Source organism: Ferrovum sp. JA12 (assembly GCF_001431705.1).
Classification (GTDB): Bacteria; Pseudomonadota; Gammaproteobacteria; order Burkholderiales; family Ferrovaceae; genus PN-J185.
Genome location: NZ_LJWX01000001.1, coordinates 1 through 18,493, shown reverse-complemented (window position 1 = coordinate 18,493; position 18,493 = coordinate 1). Strand labels below are relative to the sequence as shown.

The following is an 18,493-nucleotide window of genomic DNA, read 5'->3' as shown; positions in this document are numbered from 1 at the left end:
ACTGAAGTTAAATCAAAGCACGTAAGAGTGATCTTTTCTTCATGTGATAATCTAACATATTTACAGAATTTAGGGTTAATTTCATATTTTTTTACAATTCCCCTTGAATTAGTTCGGATCGGTACTATCTAACTGAGGCAGTCTAAATTAGGTATTATTTCAAATAAGGGAAATAGAATGATGAAATTACTCACTCCAACTAAGTTCGGCGCAATAGATCTAAATAATCGCGTAGTCATGGCCCCCCTAACTAGAATGCGCGCAGCGCAAGGGGACGTTCCAGGGCAACTCGCCGCTCAGTATTATGCTCAGCGAGCTAGCGCTGGACTGATTATCACTGAGGCCACTCAAATTAGTCCCTTAGGCAAAGGTTATCCAGGAACCCCAGGGATTTATAGTGAAGAACAAATTAAAGGTTGGCAAACAGTGACCTCAGAGATTCACGCTAAGGGTGGAAAAGTCGTCATGCAACTATGGCACGTGGGACGTATCTCACATACTTCGCATCATCCCGAGCAGGGCTTACCTGTTGCTCCCTCAGCCATAGCTCCTTCTGGTCAAGTATTCACGGCACAATGGGGACAAGCGGCCTATGAAACGCCTCGTGCCATGACACAAGAGGATATTCTGGCTCTGATTCATGACTACCAATGCGCGGCAGAAAATGCTCTACGGGCGGGGTTTGATGGGGTGGAAGTTCATGCGGCGAATGGTTATTTGTTAGACCAGTTTTTACAAAATGGCACTAATCATCGCACGGATGAATACGGTGGCTCCATTGAAAACCGTTGTCGTGTATTAATGCAAGTATTGGAGGCAGTCATTGGCGTGTGGGGCAGTGATCGCGTTGGAGTTCGCCTCTCTCCCTATGGCAGCTTTAATGATATGTCAGATAGCGATCCCGTTATACTGTTTAATGGTGTGATTGATCGCCTTAATCCATTACATCTCGCCTATTTGCATCTGATTGAACCGCGTTCCACCATGGCTGGCGGCAGTGATCAAGTGGTTCAAGATATGCCGAGCACAGCCACCTTATTTAGTGAACGCTTTGAGGGCAAAGTATTAATGGCCGGGGGATACAATAAGGACAACGCGGAAGAGGCGGTGACGTCAGGGCATGCGGACGCAGTGGCCTTCGGTCGTCTCTATATTTCTAATCCGGATTTGGTGGCACGGTTCGCAGCCGGGGCTCCCCTTACTCCTTATGATCGCGCAACATTCTACGGGGGGACAGAGAAAGGCTATACGGATTATCCTACCTTATAATCCATGCTGTGTGGGTTGCGGGGTTGTTCCGTGACCCGTCAGCTGCCATTGGCTGATATGTTGAATAAGATTGTGTTGACCGATTTTGTCGGTAATGCCGGATTGTACAAGTTGTGTCATCACCCTTGAGTTGGCCCCACAGAGCACCAATTGTGTGTGATGACGAAGGCACTTGTCAGCCAAATTAAATAGGGTTTTTATGCCAGTGGCGTCAATTAAAGGGACTTTACCCATTCTGAGAATCAATGCGTCGGCATGAATATGAGCGCTACTTAGAGAATGCTCTAAGCGAGCGGCTACACCAAAAAAGAAGGGTCCTTCAAGGGCATAAATCACTGTGTTCTTGGGTAGTGATTCACTGTCATCGTTCATTTCTGCGTTGAGGGTTTCAGGAGCGATAGACTCAATGGCAACACTGTCTGACATGTTTTTCATAAACAATAAGGCGGCCATCACAACGCCTATATTAACGGCGATAACCAAATCCACAAACACCGTTAAAAAACAGGTTGTTAACAAGATTAATCGATCTGATATCGGGGCATTGCACAACATGTAGCTAAAGGTTTTTATTTCACTCATGTTGTACGCCACAACAAACAGTATAGCGGCCAGTGCACACAGTGGAATGTGGGAGGCGAGAGGCGCAAAAATCACGATAATGGCAACCAGAGATAGCGCATGAATGATGCCTGAGAGAGGAGAGTTGCCACCGTTTTTAACATTGGTTGCCGTGCGTGCAATGGCTCCTGTGGCGGCAAACCCACCGAATAAAGGACTTAATACGTTGGCTATTCCTTGGCCAATCAACTCTTGATTGGAGTCGTGGCGGCTATTGGACATGCTATCGGCCACCACCGCAGACAAAAGAGATTCTATTGCCCCCAAGAGGGCAATAGTAAAAGCTGGGCCAATTAAACGAATGACTTCATTATAGGTTAAAGGAAGGAGTTTAAAGCTGGGTAAACTTTGTGGAATGCCACCAAAGGTACTGCCAAGGGTTGCTATATGATTTAAACCAAAAGACCATTGAATAGTGGTGGCAAACACCATCGCCACAAAAGGGGCAGGAATTGTTTTTGAGACATATGGCGTGACTATTAAAATAAATAAAGTAGCGCAAGAGAGTAGAGTGGTTTCAGGACTCAATTGGGGTAGTGCATGAAAAATGGCTACCAGTTTTTGATGAAATAACTCTGGATTATCTACATGATTTAGCCCAAGAAAATATTTCCACTGACCCACAAAAATAATGATAGCGATCCCAGAGGTAAACCCTGTGATGACAGGGTCGGGAATATATTTAATGACGCCACCCAATTTGGCGGCACCCATGGCAATTAAAATACACCCGGCCATTAAGGTTGCGATTTGTAAACCACCAAAGCCATATTTGGCGGTAATCCCCGAGAGAATCGCAATAAAGGCGCCAGTGGGCCCCGCTATTTGTAGTCGGCTACCACCTAACAACGAGACGGCGAGTCCGGCCACGATAGACGTGTACAGCCCTTGTTCAGGTTTGGCTCCCGAGGCTATGGCAAAGGCCATGGCTAGAGGAAGGGCAACGATCCCTACAATGACGCCGGCCAACACATTGTTGAGCCAGTTTTTTTTATGAAACAAACCGGATCGATAGGCTTCTTGAATGGCTAGCATAAATTATATAATGTATCTGTTATCTATTTTAAATGTTAATATATTAACCATTAAACATTAACTTTAATTAATAAGTAAATTTATCATGATTCGTATAGCGAAAACATCTTCTGCCTATTTAAAATTCATAAATCTGGTTAACACCTTGCAGGATATCCCGAGTTTTCCAACTCTTGATGCTTTGGAAGAACGACTTATCAATGTTTTAGCCTTAGCTTGGCAGCAGAATACAAAAGTCAGCATATTAGATGCCATCAACATGATTTCCGATGTTTCCTATTCTACAGTTCATGGACGAATCAAAGATCTGAAAGAGAAGGGCATGATTGCTGTAGAAATTGACGAACATGATAAACGCATTAAATACATCGTTCCCACTAAAATAACCAATCACTATTTTGATAAGATGGGTGAGTGCCTCCTTAAAGCTCAACGGTAAAGCCGTCAGTAATGATGCTAACAAACCCTTCTACTGGGTTGGGGGGTTATGATTTTCTGGCTCTCCCCCTAGGGCTAGGCAGAAACACGCTAATCCCCTTAAATTTTTTGTTGCCCACACAAAGTAGGCTTTGACTACCATGGCAACAGAATGCACTTAATGGTGACTGATGGTGTGTTGAATTTCCCTCGCCACTTCTAGTGCTCCTTCTATACCAGATTTCATATGTTGGGGTAGTTCAGGATCTCCCACCAATTGTCCCAGTGTTTCAACCACACTGTATACTAAGCCTCTGAAAGCACCGTTAATGTGTTCATGTTTATCGGTTTCAGATTTCAGATGATCAACGGCGTCGAGTAAAAATTGAGCTTGCTCTTGCTTATTCAGTTTTGTCATGATGCCCCTTATAAGATCGTGTTGGACAAGAACACTGATCACACGTGTCCCTACCTCTAATATAATCCCAAAGTGTTGCCAGGGAAACCACCGCTATCCAAATAACTGTGAGAGCCCACTTTTTGTATGTTTAATACCGTTTGTTTACCCCCTAACCCAGGGTCAGAGACTTTTTTCACATGATTAAACAGAGGCTCTTTTCCTCCCAGTAAGGCTTCTTCAAGCACTCGTCCAACATGGTTATTGTTTGACGAGCCAGTAAGACCTAATAGAGCCCGCAATGTCATCCCCATGTCTACATTACTTGAGGGAATAAGATCCGTATAGTGAGTTTTGAAATCAGGTCCAATAGCCGCCATGAAAGGATAGGTATCGGCACGATTAAAATTCCCATGCATGCCTTGCCCTTGTTGGAGTACCGTATCAGCGATCTCAACGCTGCAAGTGATGGGTTGACGACAGGCGCTGTAGGAACTTCTAAAGTTAACCACCATGGCCGGCCGTGGCGTATTCGCCTGTCCATCAAGACCAATATCAGACAAGGTTAAAGTGCCTGGATAGCGCCCAAGTTTGTCATCAACAAATACTCCGCTAACATAGTCTTCATGGAATAAAAGGGTGATTATTTTTTCAATCTCCTTCTTAGAGGCGGGGTGATCAACATAAATCAGATCAGAGCCACCATTGGCCACCACTCTAATCCATGGATGGGAACTGTCCTCCCCAATTAACCCGTTGCCGGCAATGGGATGTTCATGGGCGACCACGAGATGATCGGTTTGATTGGCATCATACAGAGGCAAACCTAATCCATGACTCAAGTCGATCGCCAGAAAGCCCGGAGGGAGTTGATGCGTGGCAACATCGGTATAGGATTGACTGGCGCTATAGCTCGTTTGACTCTCTTTCCAAATGGTTGAGAAGCCGTGATCAGCAGCAACGACTATATTGGTATTTTTATCGAGACCCAAAGTAATTAATGCATTCATCAATTGATGTAAATTATTGTCGGCATTGGTTATGGCAGACAACGAGGTCGGCCCGTTAATACCTGGCACCACTTGTTGCAAACTATCACCCTGATTATGTTGAGTCCCATCGGGGTCTCTCGACCAGTAAACCAACACAAAGGGCTTGTGTTGATGGTTAAGGTAAGGAAGAATCACTTTGGTCGCAACATCCACAAAGTATTGTTGTTGATCCCTATTGTTGGTCAGTGTCCCCGGCGTCATGGCATTGCCCGACTGACCATTACTCCCCCGACCTGGGGTGATTAGAGGCAATTGATTCTGATTCAATAAATCGATGAGCGGTTGCGGCAGAGTTGATGTGTTATGCCCAGTCATATCATCGATGAGTATGGGAAACATACCCTGTGTGATGGTTGGGTGAAATAGTTTGGTGGGACCCACTTTACCAATGACGGCGGTATTAAAACCATGATGTTGAGCCTCCTCTAACAAGGCAGAAAATCGCATTAAATGTCCGTCATATTGATTTTCTAATTCATCAATAATGTCATCATTCTCTAAAAAAGGAGTGGTGGTGTCATGGGCCTGATGAACTACCTCCTTAGTATAAATGGAATTACTAAAAATACCCGTATCCCCTAACACATGACCCGTTGAAAACACGGATGCGTTGGGCATAGTAAGTGTCGGATAGGCGGAGTGATTATTTTCAAAGTAAACGCCGTTGCCTTTCATCTCGTTCATGGTGGGAGTAGTCGTTGCATTGACCATGAGTGCTCTGAGACCATCGGGAACAAATAAAATAAGATTATGTGGCTCCGCTGCCACAGCGGCGTTAGTAACAAGAAAGAAGACCCATAATAATCGATGCATTGTTTATCCTAAATTGAGTGATAGCATCTTACAATAATCAATTTTAATGACATTTTGAAGACACCTTATGGGCGATAGGGGAAATACCAGTCTAATCCTGCGGTTGTATTGCCTCTGGGACTATATTCGCAGCCAACATAACCTTGATAGGGATACTGGTCCAGTAACTTAAAGAGATAAGAATAGTTCACTTCACCATCATTGGGCTCCTGACGCAGCGGCACCCCTGCAATTTGAATATGGCCTAAACATTGACGCTGAAGAGCGTGTTGAATATGCTCAGTTAATGAGCCCTCAGTTAATTGGCAATGGAAAATATCCAATTGAAGTTTGAGTTGAGAGCTACTAAATTGATCAATAATGGCGAGGGCTTGAGCTTGACGGGTTAAATAATAATTGTTAATGGTCTGCTGACTAATGGGTTCTATTAGTAAGGTAAGCTCAAGGGACGCAATTTTGTTTAAGGCCCATTCCAGATTATTTAGAAAAGTCTTCTCAGCCACAGATTGCTCTTGAGTGGGAGGCATTACCCCAGACATCACATGAATAAAGGGGCAATTTAATGCTAAGGCGGTGGGGATGGCTTGGCCTTCAAAGAGCTCTCTAAATAAACGCTGCCGTTGGGGATCTATAGCAATACCGCGATCTCCTTCATGCCAGTTACCCGCCGGAGCATTAATGAGTTGCATGGATAATTGGTATTGTTGTAGTTGATAAGCAATCTGTTGGGGTTCAAATTCATAAGGGAAAAGGTGCTCCACTGCCGTGAACCCATCTAAACTGGCCTGTTTGAAACGTTCTAAAAAAGGCAATTCCTGATACAGCCAAGAGAGATTTGCACAAAACCGCGGCATCAGGCTAAGATTCCACCAGTCAAAATAACAATGGCCCGTATGATAAGGAGTGCTTTGGCTTGACTGCGATGGGTTTGTCGAACCTCCTCATTACCCTTCAGGATTTTTATGGCGGTTTGTATCTGTACAAACTCTAAAGCATAGAGTGCCACCAACAGTCCAATATGCATCCAAATGCCAAAGGAGGTAATATCTCCCTGTTCAATGAGTCGGTGCCACCAGTTGCGATGGGTGACTAAATAAACGGGCATTAACACATCAAACACTATACAACTCACCATCACCGGAATATGAAACCAGCGATGGTGAGGGTATCTGAAAGCAACAATCATGAATAAGTAAGTAATCATTGCCGCAATAAAGGGAGCTTTTGTCAACAGGCTATTCGCTTGAGTTTAGCTACACTTACTGTCGCCACAATTTAAGCAGGTCAAACAGTTATCCATAATAATCACGGCTTTAGTCGAACATTTGGTACACAATTGCGATCCCTCTGGAAAACCTGACGCGGTGTGCGACCCTGACGTGTTCTGTTGTTCTGTATATTCTTTACGTTTAGCTTCCATAAAGGCCCGTTGATGGGCTTCAGGTTCATTTCTTTTGAGCATCCCAATTTCATGTAAATGCTCCTGTAATACTTCTCCAATTTCAGCCACCAAGCTCGGCGTGTATTTACCGCCTTTTTTGAAGTACCCTCCCTTGGGGTCGAAGACACTTTGTAATTCCTCAACCAGGAAGGTAATGTCTCCCCCTTTGCGAAATACCGCTGACATCACCCGAGTCAAGGCGACTATCCACTGAAAATGCTCCATATTCTTAGAGTTAATGAATATTTCAAAAGGCCGTCGGTGTTCCTGAGCGGTTCCTTCATTCATCAGTATATCGTTGATGGTGATATACAGGGCATGTTCACTAGCAGGGGTTTTAATTTTGTAGGTATTACCCACCAGCTTGTCAGGCCGTGATAAGGGTTCTCCTAGCAAGTGGATATCAGCACTTTGTTGGGTGAGCTCTTTGTGCTCGGATTCGGTGACGACTGCGTAGCCAGTAATTTTTTTATTAATCGATATAGTCATTGTTATTCTCCAAAAGAGGCTTAATTAAAACTTACCGTAATAGCCTTCTTTAAGGGCATCGTATAAATTAGCTGCGGTATGGGTTTCACCATCATAGACAATGTCTTCATTACCTTTTACTTCTACCGTGGATCCATCCTCAAGTGTGAAACGATAAGTGGTGTTTTCTAGATCTTTCTCGGTCACCAAAACGCCTTGGAAAGCCTCAGGATTAAAGCGAAAAGTCGTGCATCCTTTTAATCCTTTTTCATAGGCATAAAAATAAATATCCTTGAAATCCTCATAAGGATAGTCAGTGGGAACGTTAATGGTTTTCGAGATAGAGCTATCAATCCATTTTTGTGCTGCAGCTTGAATATCTACGTGTGCTGTTGCAGCAATAGAAGAGGAATCAACAAAGTAGTCTGGTAGTGTTGCTTCCTGTGTCTCAGCAAAGGGTATCGCCTGTGGGTTCACAAATTCTCGATAGGCTAACAATTCATAAGAAAATACATCGACTTTTTCTTTGGATTTTTTCCCCTCACGAATGACGTTACGGCTATAGTGGTGGGCGAAAGAGGGTTCGATCCCATTGCTCGCATTATTCCCAAGAGACAAAGAGATGGTTCCTGTGGGCGCAATCGAGGTGTGATGAGTAAAGCGCACCCCTTTTACAGCAATTTCCTGTTGCAATTCTGTTGAAAACTGCTGCATGTAACGGCTATATTTTCCCAGTAGTACTTTACCCGCCAGCTTGTCACCCAACTTAATACCATCTTGAACCATTTCAGGACGCTTACTCAACATTTCTGTGGTGACGTCGAATAATTCTTCCATGATGGGAGCTGGCCCCTTCTCTTCGGCTAGCTGGACGCCAACATGCCAACCCTCCTCAGCCATGATGCGTGTCACGGCATCGGTAAACACCAGAGAATCTTCACTGCCATAGGTCATTTTAAGTAATGTCAGAGTAGAGCCTAAACCTAAGTAGCCCATGCCATGGCGACGTTTACGAATAATCTCGTTCTGTTGTTGAGGCAAGGGTAGTCCATTCACATCAACCACATTGTCAAGCATTCGTGTAAAAATACGAATTACCTCGCGATATTCTTCCCAATCAAAAAAAGCGTGATCAGTGAAAGGTTTTTTGACAAATTTTGTTAGGTTAACTGACCCTAATAAGCACGCGCCGTAAGGCGGTAGAGGTTGCTCGCCACAAGGGTTGGTGGCGCGAATGTTTTCACACCACCAGTTGTTATTCATTTCATTAACCCGATCAATTAATATAAAACCAGGTTCTGCATAATCATAGGTGGAGGACATAATGATGTCCCATAATCGTTTGGCTTTGATGGTTTTATAGACACGACAGGCCACTTTACCATCCTCGCGTGTAATATATTTATTCTGTACCGGCCACTCTCTCCAAATAACGTCCGGCGACAAAGGAATGTTAACACTGTCCACATGGGCTTCGCTTTCCGTCATAGGAAAGGCGAGTAGCCAGTCCCTGTCCTCTTTCACGGCCTCCATGAATTCTTTTGTAATGAGACAAGAGAGGTTAAATTGTCTTAATCGTCCTGCTTCACGTTTGGCTTTTATAAAGTCAATGACATCAGGATGAGAAATATCAAAGGTCGCCATTTGTGCTCCTCGGCGCCCACCCGCGGAGGAGACCGTAAAACACATCTTGTCATAGATATCCATGAAGGAGAGGGGGCCTGAGGTGTAAGCGCCTGCCCCAGCCACAAAAGCTCCCTTTGGACGCAAGGTGGAAAACTCATAACCAATGCCACAACCCGCCTTAAGGGTTAGACCTGCTTCATGAACCTTTTCTAAAATACCATTCATGCTGTCTTCAATAATGCCAGAGACTGTGCAGTTAATTGTGCTGGTGGCAGGCTTATGTTCTTGAGCCCCCGCATTAGAAGTAATGCGTCCCGCAGGGATAGCGCCCCGTCTGAGGGCCCATAAAAATTTATCGTACCAGTAGGCACGTTTTTCAGGTGTCGCTTCCGTGTCAGCCAAGGCTCTTGCGACACGAATAAACGTATTATCAATCGTCTCGTCAACGGGTTGTCCATGTTTATTTTTCAGGCGATACTTTTTATCCCAAATATCAATTGATACAGGCTGTAGAGGAACGTTATCCTGTGGTGTGGAGTCGTTTAATTTGACAGCTGAAAGCATGGTTGTCCTTGATTTTTATGAGTTTTTTGTTGCGTGGCAAAACCACAATATATTGTGGTTTTTAAGTGAAGTTAACCCTTTTTGTAGTAGTCGTCAACTGTCTATATTCTATCGGGTATCGCGAGCATAAAGAACCTGTTAAATCATGACAAAGTGGTGTTTTTTGCAACAGTTAAGGCGATGATTTTAATGTACCAAGAACGGGGTAACCGTCTTAAAAATTGTAGAAACAGCGTGAAGCGCTTAGGAAAGTGTATTTCAAAACAACCTTGTTCAAATCCGTTAATGATGGCTAGAGCCGCTTGCTCTGGAGTAATTAAAGCTGGCATCGGGAAACGATTCTGTGAGGTCATGGGTGTGGCAACAAAACCTGGGCAAATCAAGTAAATGCCAATATGGTGAGGATGCAGTTCGCTGTAAAGACCCTCAGCGAGATTATTTAAGGCAGCCTTGGTGGGCGCGTAAGCCAGAGCATTGGGCAGTCCACTGTATCCCGCCACACTACTAATCATGGCCACAGCTCCCTGCTGTTGACTTAAGAACCCTGGGATCACATGACTGAGAACGCGGTAATAACCCATCAAATTAGTATCAATCGTTTGGCTGATCAGAGGCAACTTTAGTGGGTTAAAGTCTTTGGCACTTAGGGCATCATAGAGGCCTGAGGCAATAATCACTAAGTCAATATGGCCATAAAGTGCTATGATTTTCTGATAAGCGGCATGAATATCCTCTGTTATACCAATGTCGCACGGGATAATACAGGGTTGAAGGGTATTCTGAAGAGTCTTACTCTCATTGGCCACTAACTCAAGTTTATCCACAGAGCGCGCTGAAATAACCAGTTGGCTCCCTTTTTTTACTAACTGACTGGTTAAGGCTGCTCCTATGCCGCTGGAGGCACCAATAATCCATATCACCTTGTTTTGCCAAGAAGAAATGGGTGGATTTGATGAAAAAAACATGAAAAACCTCAATTTAATAATAATTTGGTGACTATTTACTTTTCTTTTTGTTAGAATTCACTTACTTGTAAATTTACTAATAACAACAATTAGCCTAATATTATGACAATACATCAAATGATTGATTCCCCAAACACTTCGATTCCGATCATCTCGCCTGACGCTCCTTTTCCTGGTAGAAGAACGGTACGCAGTTGGCTCATTCCACTGAGCGGTAAAGATACGATGAAGCCATTATTATTGTTGGCTATTGATACTGCTTTATTTGTTTTGTTGATTGCCGCCACCCTTTGGTTCTCCCTGTGGCCCTTGAAAATCGTTGTTGGTTTAATGGCAGGTTTTGTGATTGGACGATTATTCATCTTAGGCCATGATGCATGTCATCAGAGCTTAACGCCTAGTCGTAACTTAAATAAAGTGGTTGGCCGTTTTGCGTTTTTATTCTCATTAACGCCTTACAGCCTGTGGGACATTGGTCACAATGTTGTGCACCATGGACAAACCAATTTAAAGGGCTTTGATTTTGTTTGGGCGCCTTATTCAGTGGAAGAATTTAAGGCTTTATCCCCTACCCGTCGTTTTTTAGAAAAGCTCTACCGTAACGGTTGGGCTCCTGGTTTGTATTATTTTATTGAGATGTGGTGGAACAGGATGTATTTTCCATCAAAGGCTTACATGGGAGCAAAACGCCAAGCTTTTGTATGGGACGGTCTGTTAGTGACTGTTTTTGCTTTTGTTTGGAATGCCTTATTAGTGATTGCCGCTGTCAAGACACATCAGTCTGTCGCACTCTCAGTGGTAATGGGGTTTGTGATTCCCTTCGTCTTTTGGAATTTCATGATTGGCTTTGTGGTGTATGCACACCATACCCATACATCCGTGGCTTGGTATGACAATAAGTCCGAATGGTCTGCAGCTCAACCCTATGTATCAACCACGGTACACCTCATATTCCGTTTTAAATTCGGGGCGTTGATGCATCATATTATGGAGCATACCGCTCATCATCTTGATAGCAGCATACCGTTGTATCGTCTTAAGGAAGCGCAACAGTTCTTGGAAAACCATTTGCCCGGCAGAATTATTGTGCAACCCTTTAGCTGGCAATGGTATTTTGAAACTGCTCGCTTGTGTAAGCTTTATGATTTTAAAAATAAGTGCTGGCTAGATTTTTCTGGTAAACCCACAAGCGCATCACTTGCACAAGCTGCTTAATGAATGAATTACCCAGTCCTTCTTTAAAAGAAGCATTAAGGTACTGGCATCGTTTAGGATGGGTGAGTTTTGGTGGCCCTGTTGCACAAGTGGCCATGATGCATGAGGACTTAGTCCTTGAGAGGCAGTGGGTTGATGAAGAGCAGTTTCGCCGAGCATTAACCCTCTGTACTATTTTGCCCGGACCTGAAGCACAGCAACTAGCCACCTATTTAGGCTGGGCTCTAAATGGATCGGTAGGTGGGTTGTGCGCAGGTCTTCTGTTTATATTGCCCTCAATCTTTATTCTTATAATTCTGGCTTATTTGTTGGTTAACTTTGGTCAGATTAGTTTCATTAGTCATTTTTTATTTGGTTTAAAGCCGGCAGTATTTGCTTTGGTGGCCTTCGCTACTTTTAGACTAACCAAGAAATATCTTCTCCAAGAAAAAGAACTGTGGTTAGCTATGGTGGCTTTTTTAATGGCTTTGCTACACGTTTCTTTTACCCTAATCTTTTTAGGCTCCATTCTAACTGGTTTCTTGTGGTGGCGCCGTCATAAACCCCCTGGCTTTTACGACCAACTGGGTTTTAAATTTACTCCACGGGATGTTCGTGATAGTGTCAGGGTAATAGTTTTAGTCGCCATCAGTTGGCTCTTCCCTATGGTGATTTTGTCACGATTAGGGTTGCAATATCAGTGGTTTAGGCAATTAAGTATGTTTTTTACTGGCACGGCTCTGTTGTCTTTTGGCGGGGCTTACACGGTGTTGCCCTATGTCTGGTCCGGGGTCACTGCGCAACATTGGCTGAGCAATAATGACATGATGAATGCCTTGGCTTTAGGAGAAACCACGCCTGGGCCATTGATTATGATAGTGGCCTTTGTTGGTTTTGTGGCGACCTGGAATCATATTCATACCGTGGACATCCATCACGGCTGGCTTGCCTTAATAGGTGGGCTAATCGCTGTTTGGTATACTTTTTTACCAAGTTTTTTAGGTGTCTTGTTAGGGGCTCCCTTGGTTGAGCGTCTGGGAGCTTTACCTGACTTTAAATATGTTTTTTCGGCTCTATTCGCTGCGGTGGTGGGGATGATGTCACTGCTTGTGTTACGCACTCTAGGAAGTATGGTTCATGCAGGGCATTGGCAAGTGAATGCGATTCAATTAACGCTTGGAGTCTTAGCTTTTCTTGTGTTATGGAAAAAGCCACACATTCCAGTATGGGCTGTAGTCATGGCCTGTGGACTAGTGGGTGTGGTGGTCAGTTAATGGGTTATCAGTTTCATTATGTTGGGAAAGGGGGTAAATCATGCACCAAATTATAATTGTTGGTGGTGGTGCGGGAGGCCTTGAGTTAGCAACACGTCTTGGCGATACGCTGGGTAAAAAAGGCCTTGCTGAAATCACGTTAATTGAAAAGTCACGCACTCATTTCTGGAAGCCCCATCTTCATGAATTAGCAGCCGGCAGTGTGGATTTAGATATCCATGAATTAGACTATTTGGCGCAATCCTTTTGGCATAACTTTCGTTATCGTATTGGTGAGATGACGGGTATTGATCGAGAGAAGCAATTGGTTCATGTGGCTCCTTATTTCGATGATGAAGGTGAGCAAGTGACCGAAGAGAGGAGCTTTTACTATGACACATTGGTGATGGCCGTGGGCAGTCATACCAATGACTTTGGCACCCCTGGTGTCAGTCAATATGCCGTCGCCTTGGAGAGTACGGATGAGGCCGATCGTTTTCATCGTCGGTTGGTGAACGCTTTTTTACGTGCCCATGCACAGAGTACGCCGCTGCGCCCTGAGCAACTGCAAGTGGTGATTGTTGGAGCGGGCGCCACGGGAGTTGAGCTGGCCGCAGAGCTTCATAATGCCACCCGTGATCTTGTTGCCTATAACTTAGATCGAATTGAACCTGATAAACATATCCAAATTCATTTGGTTGAAGCCTCAACCAGGATATTACCAGCACTGCCTGTTCGTATTTCAGATGCCGCTCAACGCATGCTTAGTCAATTAAATATTCAAGTGCATACCGGTGCGGCCGTGGCACAAGTGATGGAAAATGCAGTATGCCTCGTGAATGGAACAGTTATCCCAGGTGAGTTGGTGGTGTGGGCGGCAGGGGTTAAAGCGCCGCACTTTTTAACTCAATTGGGACTAGAGACTAATGCCATCAATCAACTAATTGTAAGAGATACGTTACAAACCATTGTGGACCCGAAGATTTTTGCCATAGGTGATTGCGCTGCCTGCGCTTGGCACGGTCATGAGGGAAAAACCATTCCTCCAAGGGCGCAAGCGGCCCATCAGCAATCTAATTATTTGATTAAAGCGCTGCCAAAATGGATGAATGGTGAGCCATTAACTGCATTTCGTTATCGTGATTTTGGTTCTTTAGTCTCCTTAGGTGACTATACGACAGTGGGTCATTTAATGGGTAATTTTGCAGGCCGCAGCTTATGGGTTGAAGGATTATTCGCTCGTTACATGTATATATCATTATATAAACTGCATGAAATGGCCCTTCATGGCTTTTGGAAAATGGCCTTAACCACCCTCTCACGATTTATCAGTCGTCGTACCGTGCCTCATGTCAAACTGCACTAAACTAGGTAATGGATTGGTTTACCCTGTATAGTATTTTGTAATAGATGTTCACATATTCATGCAGTATACTTAAATGGTGAAATAATCAAAAAGGAGGGATATGATGGCTACTACCCCAGAACAAATGTTAAAGGTGCAACAAGAAAATCTAGAACGATTACTGAGTTTTTCTAAAGTATTGCTAGATAGCACAGAAAAAGTATCTCAAGCCAGTTTGGGAGCAGTGAAACAGCATGTTCTGTCTCTCCACGAGCATGCCACTCGCTTAGCCGAGGCGAAAACCCCGCAAGAGTGGTATCAAATTCAAATCGAGTATTTGAAACCAACGGGTAATGGCGCACAAGAACAGGTCACAACAACCTACGAGGTTTCAAAAGAAACGGCCAAGGAAGTGGCTGGAATCATACAACATCAAGTTGAAGATTTTAATAAGCGGGTCAGTGAAGCTTTTAATGAAGTCTTAAAGAGTATGCCTCAGGGGGCAGAACCCATGACGGCGGCTTTCAATTCTTTACTGGCAGCTGGAAACAATGCTTATGCATCAGCACAAAAAGCGTTTCAGCAGTCTGTTGAGTTGGCTGAAAGTAATGCCAAGAATCTCAGCCAAATACATAAGATTTAAGTTGGGTCTTTTTTAGTGGCGATTGGGGCCCCTGACTGTTTCCAGGCCCCAAAACCGCCTTCTAAGTGTTTTATGTTAGGTAAGCCCATTTCTTGCAATGTTTTGGCAGTGAGCGCGCTTCGCCAGCCTGATGCACAATACAAAATAAAGTGTGTTTTTTCCTGAAAAACGGGCTTATGATAAGGTGAGGTAGGGTCCACCCAAAATTCGATTAGGCCTCTTGGTGCATGAAAGGCGCCAGGGATCATCCCGTCTCTGAGTATTTCGGCGGTTTCCCTCAGGTCCACAATTAAGACATTAGAATCATGCTGTGCTGAATTGACCTCTGTAACGTTACAGCTCTCAATGACAGCGTTTGCTTCCGCAAGAAGAGTGAGATAGCCTTTTTTCATCATTACCCTTTGTATAAATGAATAGGCGACGTTAAAACGTCGCCTATTCACACTGATTTACAGATTAACTTTTTCAAGTAGTTCTGCATCACAGCTTAATTAAGAATCAACTTCTTAAATTATTTTGCTTCGCTTTTCTTCATTTCTTTTTTTGCTTTATGAGCTTTTCTAGCTTTATGGCTTTTTTTCATTTCTTTTTTAGCTTCTTCTTTTTTCATTTCTTTTGCAGCAGGAGCAGCGGCGGCTGCAGGAGCAGCAGCAGCAGCAGGAGCAGCGTCAGCAGCCATTGCGGTGACAGAAAAAGCAGCCAACAAGGCAGCGATCAGTGCAGAACGAATCATGGTAATTTCCTTTTTAATTAATACACTAGTGATGATATCCCTTTCGGGAACCTAATTTTACAGATAAAAACTGTAATTATGCAATCTTCAAAACGTTTCACCGGTAACTAGGTTGACAAGCTGAGGGAATTAAAGTGATAAATTTAGTCATGGAGTCTACTGGATTGGGGTACGCCAGCCATTAAATAATCCATCTGGTCAGCCAAGATGTGTCGATTCTTTAAAATGAAATGTTCGTAACGATTTGGGGTATAGGGGATATATAAGAGAGTCATTCGAGCCTCCTCGGGGGTTTTATTGGATTTTTTAGTGTTGCAGTGACGGCAGGCAGTCACGACGTTGGTCCAACTATTGGCCCCCCCTCGTGAGACGGGCAGTATGTGGTCGCGTGATAAATGTTTGGGCTGACAGTGATCGCCACAATAGGCGCAAGTGAAGCGATCGCGATTAAATAGTAAGCCATTGGTTAGTCCTACTTGTTGGCCAATGAGCTTTGCGCCATGATTGCTACCCTTTATAGCAATAATGGATTTGGTCTCAATTTCTGATCGTGTTCCGTGACAGTCCCAGCCACCATGAAAAGTTGCTAAGGCGTTACCTAAGGACCAGGCCACCATACTTTTGGCGTGGTAAGTGATAGCCTCCTCCAATTCAACCCAAGCTTGGGGTAAACCTGACATGTCCACAGTTAATACGTAAGGTTGCATATGAATGTTTTCCTATATTGCCTTAACTTTTTTACTGGAATCACAATTTTTTTATTCTATATTAAAAAAAGAAATAGTGTTATTTTTTTGTTGAAATTCAATGGAATAGGGGTGGTTTTCCAGTGGCGCAGAGAGTGTTAGACGGGTATTATTTCATTTTTTTTTCAACAAAGCATTGACCGTAACAATAGGCGATGTATAATAGCAGTCTTGGTTGACGAGACGCAGTAAACAGCGCAGTTAACATGCTCTTTAAAATTTAGATAAACCGATAGGTGTGGGTACTAGTGAGGACATTAGTATTAGCACTTATAAATTTCCGTTAGGTTATTTTGAGTGGATTTTGAATAGAGATTGAACTGAAGAGTTTGATCCTGGCTCAGATTGAACGCTGGCGGCATGCTTTACACATGCAAGTCGAACGGCAGCACGGGGGCAACCCTGGTGGCGAGTGGCGAACGGGTGAGTAATACATCGGAACGTATCCTTGAGTGGGGGATAACGCAGCGAAAGTTGTGCTAATACCGCATGAGCTCTGAGGAGGAAAGTGGGGGACCGTAAGGCCTCACGCTGAAGGGGCGGCCGATGTCCGATTAGCTAGTTGGTGAGGTAAAGGCTCACCAAGGCTGCGATCGGTAGCTGGTCTGAGAGGATGATCAGCCACACTGGGACTGAGACACGGCCCAGACTCCTACGGGAGGCAGCAGTGGGGAATTTTGGACAATGGGGGCAACCCTGATCCAGCCATGCCGCGTGAGTGAAGAAGGCCTTCGGGTTGTAAAGCTCTTTCGTGAGGGAAGAAACGGTCAAAGTGAATAGCTTTGGTCACTGACGGTACCTCAAGAAGAAGCACCGGCTAACTACGTGCCAGCAGCCGCGGTAATACGTAGGGTGCGAGCGTTAATCGGAATTACTGGGCGTAAAGCGTGCGCAGGCGGTTTGTTAAGTCAGATGTGAAAGCCCCGGGCTTAACCTGGGAACTGCGTTTGAGACTGGCAAGCTAGAGTCTGTCAGAGGGGGGTAGAATTCCACGTGTAGCAGTGAAATGCGTAGAGATGTGGAGGAATACCGATGGCGAAGGCAGCCCCCTGGGATAAGACTGACGCTCATGCACGAAAGCGTGGGGAGCAAACAGGATTAGATACCCTGGTAGTCCACGCCCTAAACGATGTCAACTGGTTGTTGGGTAACTTGTTTACTTAGTAACGAAGCTAACGCGAGAAGTTGACCGCCTGGGGAGTACGGTCGCAAGATTAAAACTCAAAGGAATTGACGGGGACCCGCACAAGCGGTGGATGATGTGGATTAATTCGATGCAACGCGAAAAACCTTACCTACCCTTGACATGTACGGAATTTTACTGAGAAGTAGGAGTGCCTGAAAGGGAACCGTAACACAGGTGCTGCATGGCTGTCGTCAGCTCGTGTCGTGAGATGTTGGGTTAAGTCCCGCAACGAGCGCAACCCTTGTCATTAATTGCCATCATTGAGTTGGGCACTTTAATGAGACTGCCGGTGACAAACCGGAGGAAGGTGGGGATGACGTCAAGTCCTCATGGCCCTTATGGGTAGGGCTTCACACGTCATACAATGGCAGGTACAGAGGGTAGCCAACCCGCGAGGGGGAGCCAATCCCAGAAAGCCTGTCGTAGTCCGGATTGTTCTCTGCAACTCGAGAGCATGAAGTCGGAATCGCTAGTAATCGCGGATCAGCATGTCGCGGTGAATACGTTCCCGGGTCTTGTACACACCGCCCGTCACACCATGGGAGTGGGTGATACCAGAAGTAGGTAGTCTAACCGCAAGGAGGGCGCTTACCACGGTATGATTCATGACTGGGGTGAAGTCGTAACAAGGTAGCCGTAGGGGAACCTGCGGCTGGATCACCTCCTTTAAGAAAAAAGGGACGAAAGTCCCTCACCAAGCTAGTATCCACATCTATCGGTTTATT

17 protein-coding genes and 1 rRNA gene are annotated in these 18,493 nt (G+C 44.6%); 7 read left to right on the top strand and 11 right to left on the bottom strand.

Going from position 1 to position 18,493, the window contains the following annotated elements; translation table 11 throughout:
* The first annotated feature begins 177 nt into the window (after positions 1 to 177).
* Entirely contained in the window at positions 178 to 1,269 is a 1,092-nt protein-coding gene (locus FERRO_RS00090) for an alkene reductase (RefSeq protein ID WP_056928868.1), read from the top strand.
* On the opposite strand, the gene FERRO_RS00085 is transcribed toward FERRO_RS00090, so the two are convergent.
* Entirely contained in the window at positions 1,264 to 2,925 is a 1,662-nt protein-coding gene (locus tag FERRO_RS00085) for a SulP family inorganic anion transporter (RefSeq protein ID WP_056928867.1), read from the bottom strand. The genes FERRO_RS00090 and FERRO_RS00085 overlap by 6 nt on opposite strands.
* 85 nt (positions 2,926 to 3,010) lie before the next feature.
* On the opposite strand from FERRO_RS00085, the gene FERRO_RS00080 reads away from it, so the two are divergent.
* Complete coding sequence (locus FERRO_RS00080; protein ID WP_056928866.1) at positions 3,011 to 3,364, top strand: MarR family transcriptional regulator; 354 nt, start codon at positions 3,011 to 3,013, stop codon at positions 3,362 to 3,364.
* 156 nt (positions 3,365 to 3,520) lie between these two features.
* Here FERRO_RS00080 and FERRO_RS00075 read toward each other — a convergent pair whose 3' ends face one another.
* From FERRO_RS00075 to FERRO_RS00045, 7 genes are all read right to left on the bottom strand, one after another.
* Positions 3,521 to 3,760, bottom strand: coding sequence for a hypothetical protein (locus FERRO_RS00075; protein WP_056928865.1), 240 nt, complete (start codon positions 3,758 to 3,760; stop codon positions 3,521 to 3,523).
* Between the two features lie 56 nt (positions 3,761 to 3,816).
* The gene (locus FERRO_RS00070; protein WP_056928864.1) at positions 3,817 to 5,604 is read right to left on the bottom strand and encodes an alkaline phosphatase family protein; all 1,788 of its coding nucleotides are present in this window, start codon (positions 5,602 to 5,604) and stop codon (positions 3,817 to 3,819) included.
* Positions 5,605 to 5,669: 65 nt separating this feature from the next.
* The gene (locus FERRO_RS00065; RefSeq protein WP_056928863.1) at positions 5,670 to 6,458 is read right to left on the bottom strand and encodes a hydroxypyruvate isomerase family protein; all 789 of its coding nucleotides are present in this window, start codon (positions 6,456 to 6,458) and stop codon (positions 5,670 to 5,672) included.
* Positions 6,458 to 6,835 (bottom strand): hypothetical protein, encoded by a 378-nt coding sequence (locus FERRO_RS00060; RefSeq protein WP_056928862.1) that lies wholly within the window; start codon positions 6,833 to 6,835, stop codon positions 6,458 to 6,460. The genes FERRO_RS00065 and FERRO_RS00060 overlap by 1 nt, the downstream gene beginning before the upstream one ends.
* A gap of 18 nt (positions 6,836 to 6,853) precedes the next feature.
* Entirely contained in the window at positions 6,854 to 7,534 is a 681-nt protein-coding gene (locus FERRO_RS00055; protein ID WP_056928861.1) for a TSCPD domain-containing protein, read from the bottom strand.
* 24 nt (positions 7,535 to 7,558) lie between these two features.
* On the bottom strand, positions 7,559 to 9,703 hold the full coding sequence (locus tag FERRO_RS00050) for an adenosylcobalamin-dependent ribonucleoside-diphosphate reductase (protein ID WP_056928860.1): 2,145 nt from the start codon (positions 9,701 to 9,703) through the stop codon (positions 7,559 to 7,561).
* A gap of 143 nt (positions 9,704 to 9,846) precedes the next feature.
* Complete coding sequence (locus FERRO_RS00045; protein WP_056928859.1) at positions 9,847 to 10,668, bottom strand: SDR family NAD(P)-dependent oxidoreductase; 822 nt, start codon at positions 10,666 to 10,668, stop codon at positions 9,847 to 9,849.
* A 117-nt stretch (positions 10,669 to 10,785) separates the two neighbouring features.
* Here FERRO_RS00045 and FERRO_RS00040 point away from each other — a divergent pair, with 117 nt between their 5' ends.
* The 4 genes from FERRO_RS00040 to phaP all read left to right on the top strand — a co-directional run bounded on the left by FERRO_RS00040 (position 10,786) and on the right by phaP (position 15,103).
* Entirely contained in the window at positions 10,786 to 11,883 is a 1,098-nt protein-coding gene (locus FERRO_RS00040; RefSeq protein ID WP_152975670.1) for a fatty acid desaturase, read from the top strand.
* Positions 11,883 to 13,136, top strand: a complete 1,254-nt coding sequence (chrA, locus tag FERRO_RS00035; RefSeq protein ID WP_056928857.1) for a chromate efflux transporter — start codon at positions 11,883 to 11,885, stop codon at positions 13,134 to 13,136. Before FERRO_RS00040 ends, chrA begins: the two co-directional genes overlap by 1 nt.
* Before the next feature lie 40 nt (positions 13,137 to 13,176).
* On the top strand, positions 13,177 to 14,481 hold the full coding sequence (locus tag FERRO_RS00030; RefSeq protein ID WP_056928856.1) for an NAD(P)/FAD-dependent oxidoreductase: 1,305 nt from the start codon (positions 13,177 to 13,179) through the stop codon (positions 14,479 to 14,481).
* Positions 14,482 to 14,581: 100 nt separating this feature from the next.
* The gene (gene phaP, locus FERRO_RS00025) at positions 14,582 to 15,103 is read left to right on the top strand and encodes a phasin family protein (RefSeq protein ID WP_082601117.1); all 522 of its coding nucleotides are present in this window, start codon (positions 14,582 to 14,584) and stop codon (positions 15,101 to 15,103) included.
* Here the strand turns inward: phaP and FERRO_RS00020 are convergent.
* The 3 genes from FERRO_RS00020 to FERRO_RS00010 all read right to left on the bottom strand — a co-directional run bounded on the left by FERRO_RS00020 (position 15,100) and on the right by FERRO_RS00010 (position 16,543).
* A complete protein-coding gene (locus tag FERRO_RS00020) occupies positions 15,100 to 15,495 on the bottom strand; it encodes a rhodanese-like domain-containing protein (protein WP_056928854.1) in 396 nt (131 codons plus the stop codon). The two genes, phaP and FERRO_RS00020, sit on opposite strands and share 4 nt — an antisense overlap.
* Before the next feature lie 119 nt (positions 15,496 to 15,614).
* Positions 15,615 to 15,836 carry a hypothetical protein gene (locus FERRO_RS00015; protein ID WP_056928853.1) on the bottom strand — a complete coding sequence of 74 codons (222 nt, stop codon included), beginning with the start codon at positions 15,834 to 15,836 and terminating at the stop codon, positions 15,615 to 15,617.
* Between the two features lie 143 nt (positions 15,837 to 15,979).
* The gene (locus tag FERRO_RS00010) at positions 15,980 to 16,543 is read right to left on the bottom strand and encodes an HNH endonuclease (RefSeq protein WP_056928852.1); all 564 of its coding nucleotides are present in this window, start codon (positions 16,541 to 16,543) and stop codon (positions 15,980 to 15,982) included.
* Positions 16,544 to 16,899: 356 nt separating this feature from the next.
* On the opposite strand from FERRO_RS00010, the gene FERRO_RS00005 reads away from it, so the two are divergent.
* A 16S ribosomal RNA gene (locus tag FERRO_RS00005) occupies positions 16,900 to 18,436 on the top strand.
* Positions 18,437 to 18,493: the final 57 nt, after the last annotated feature.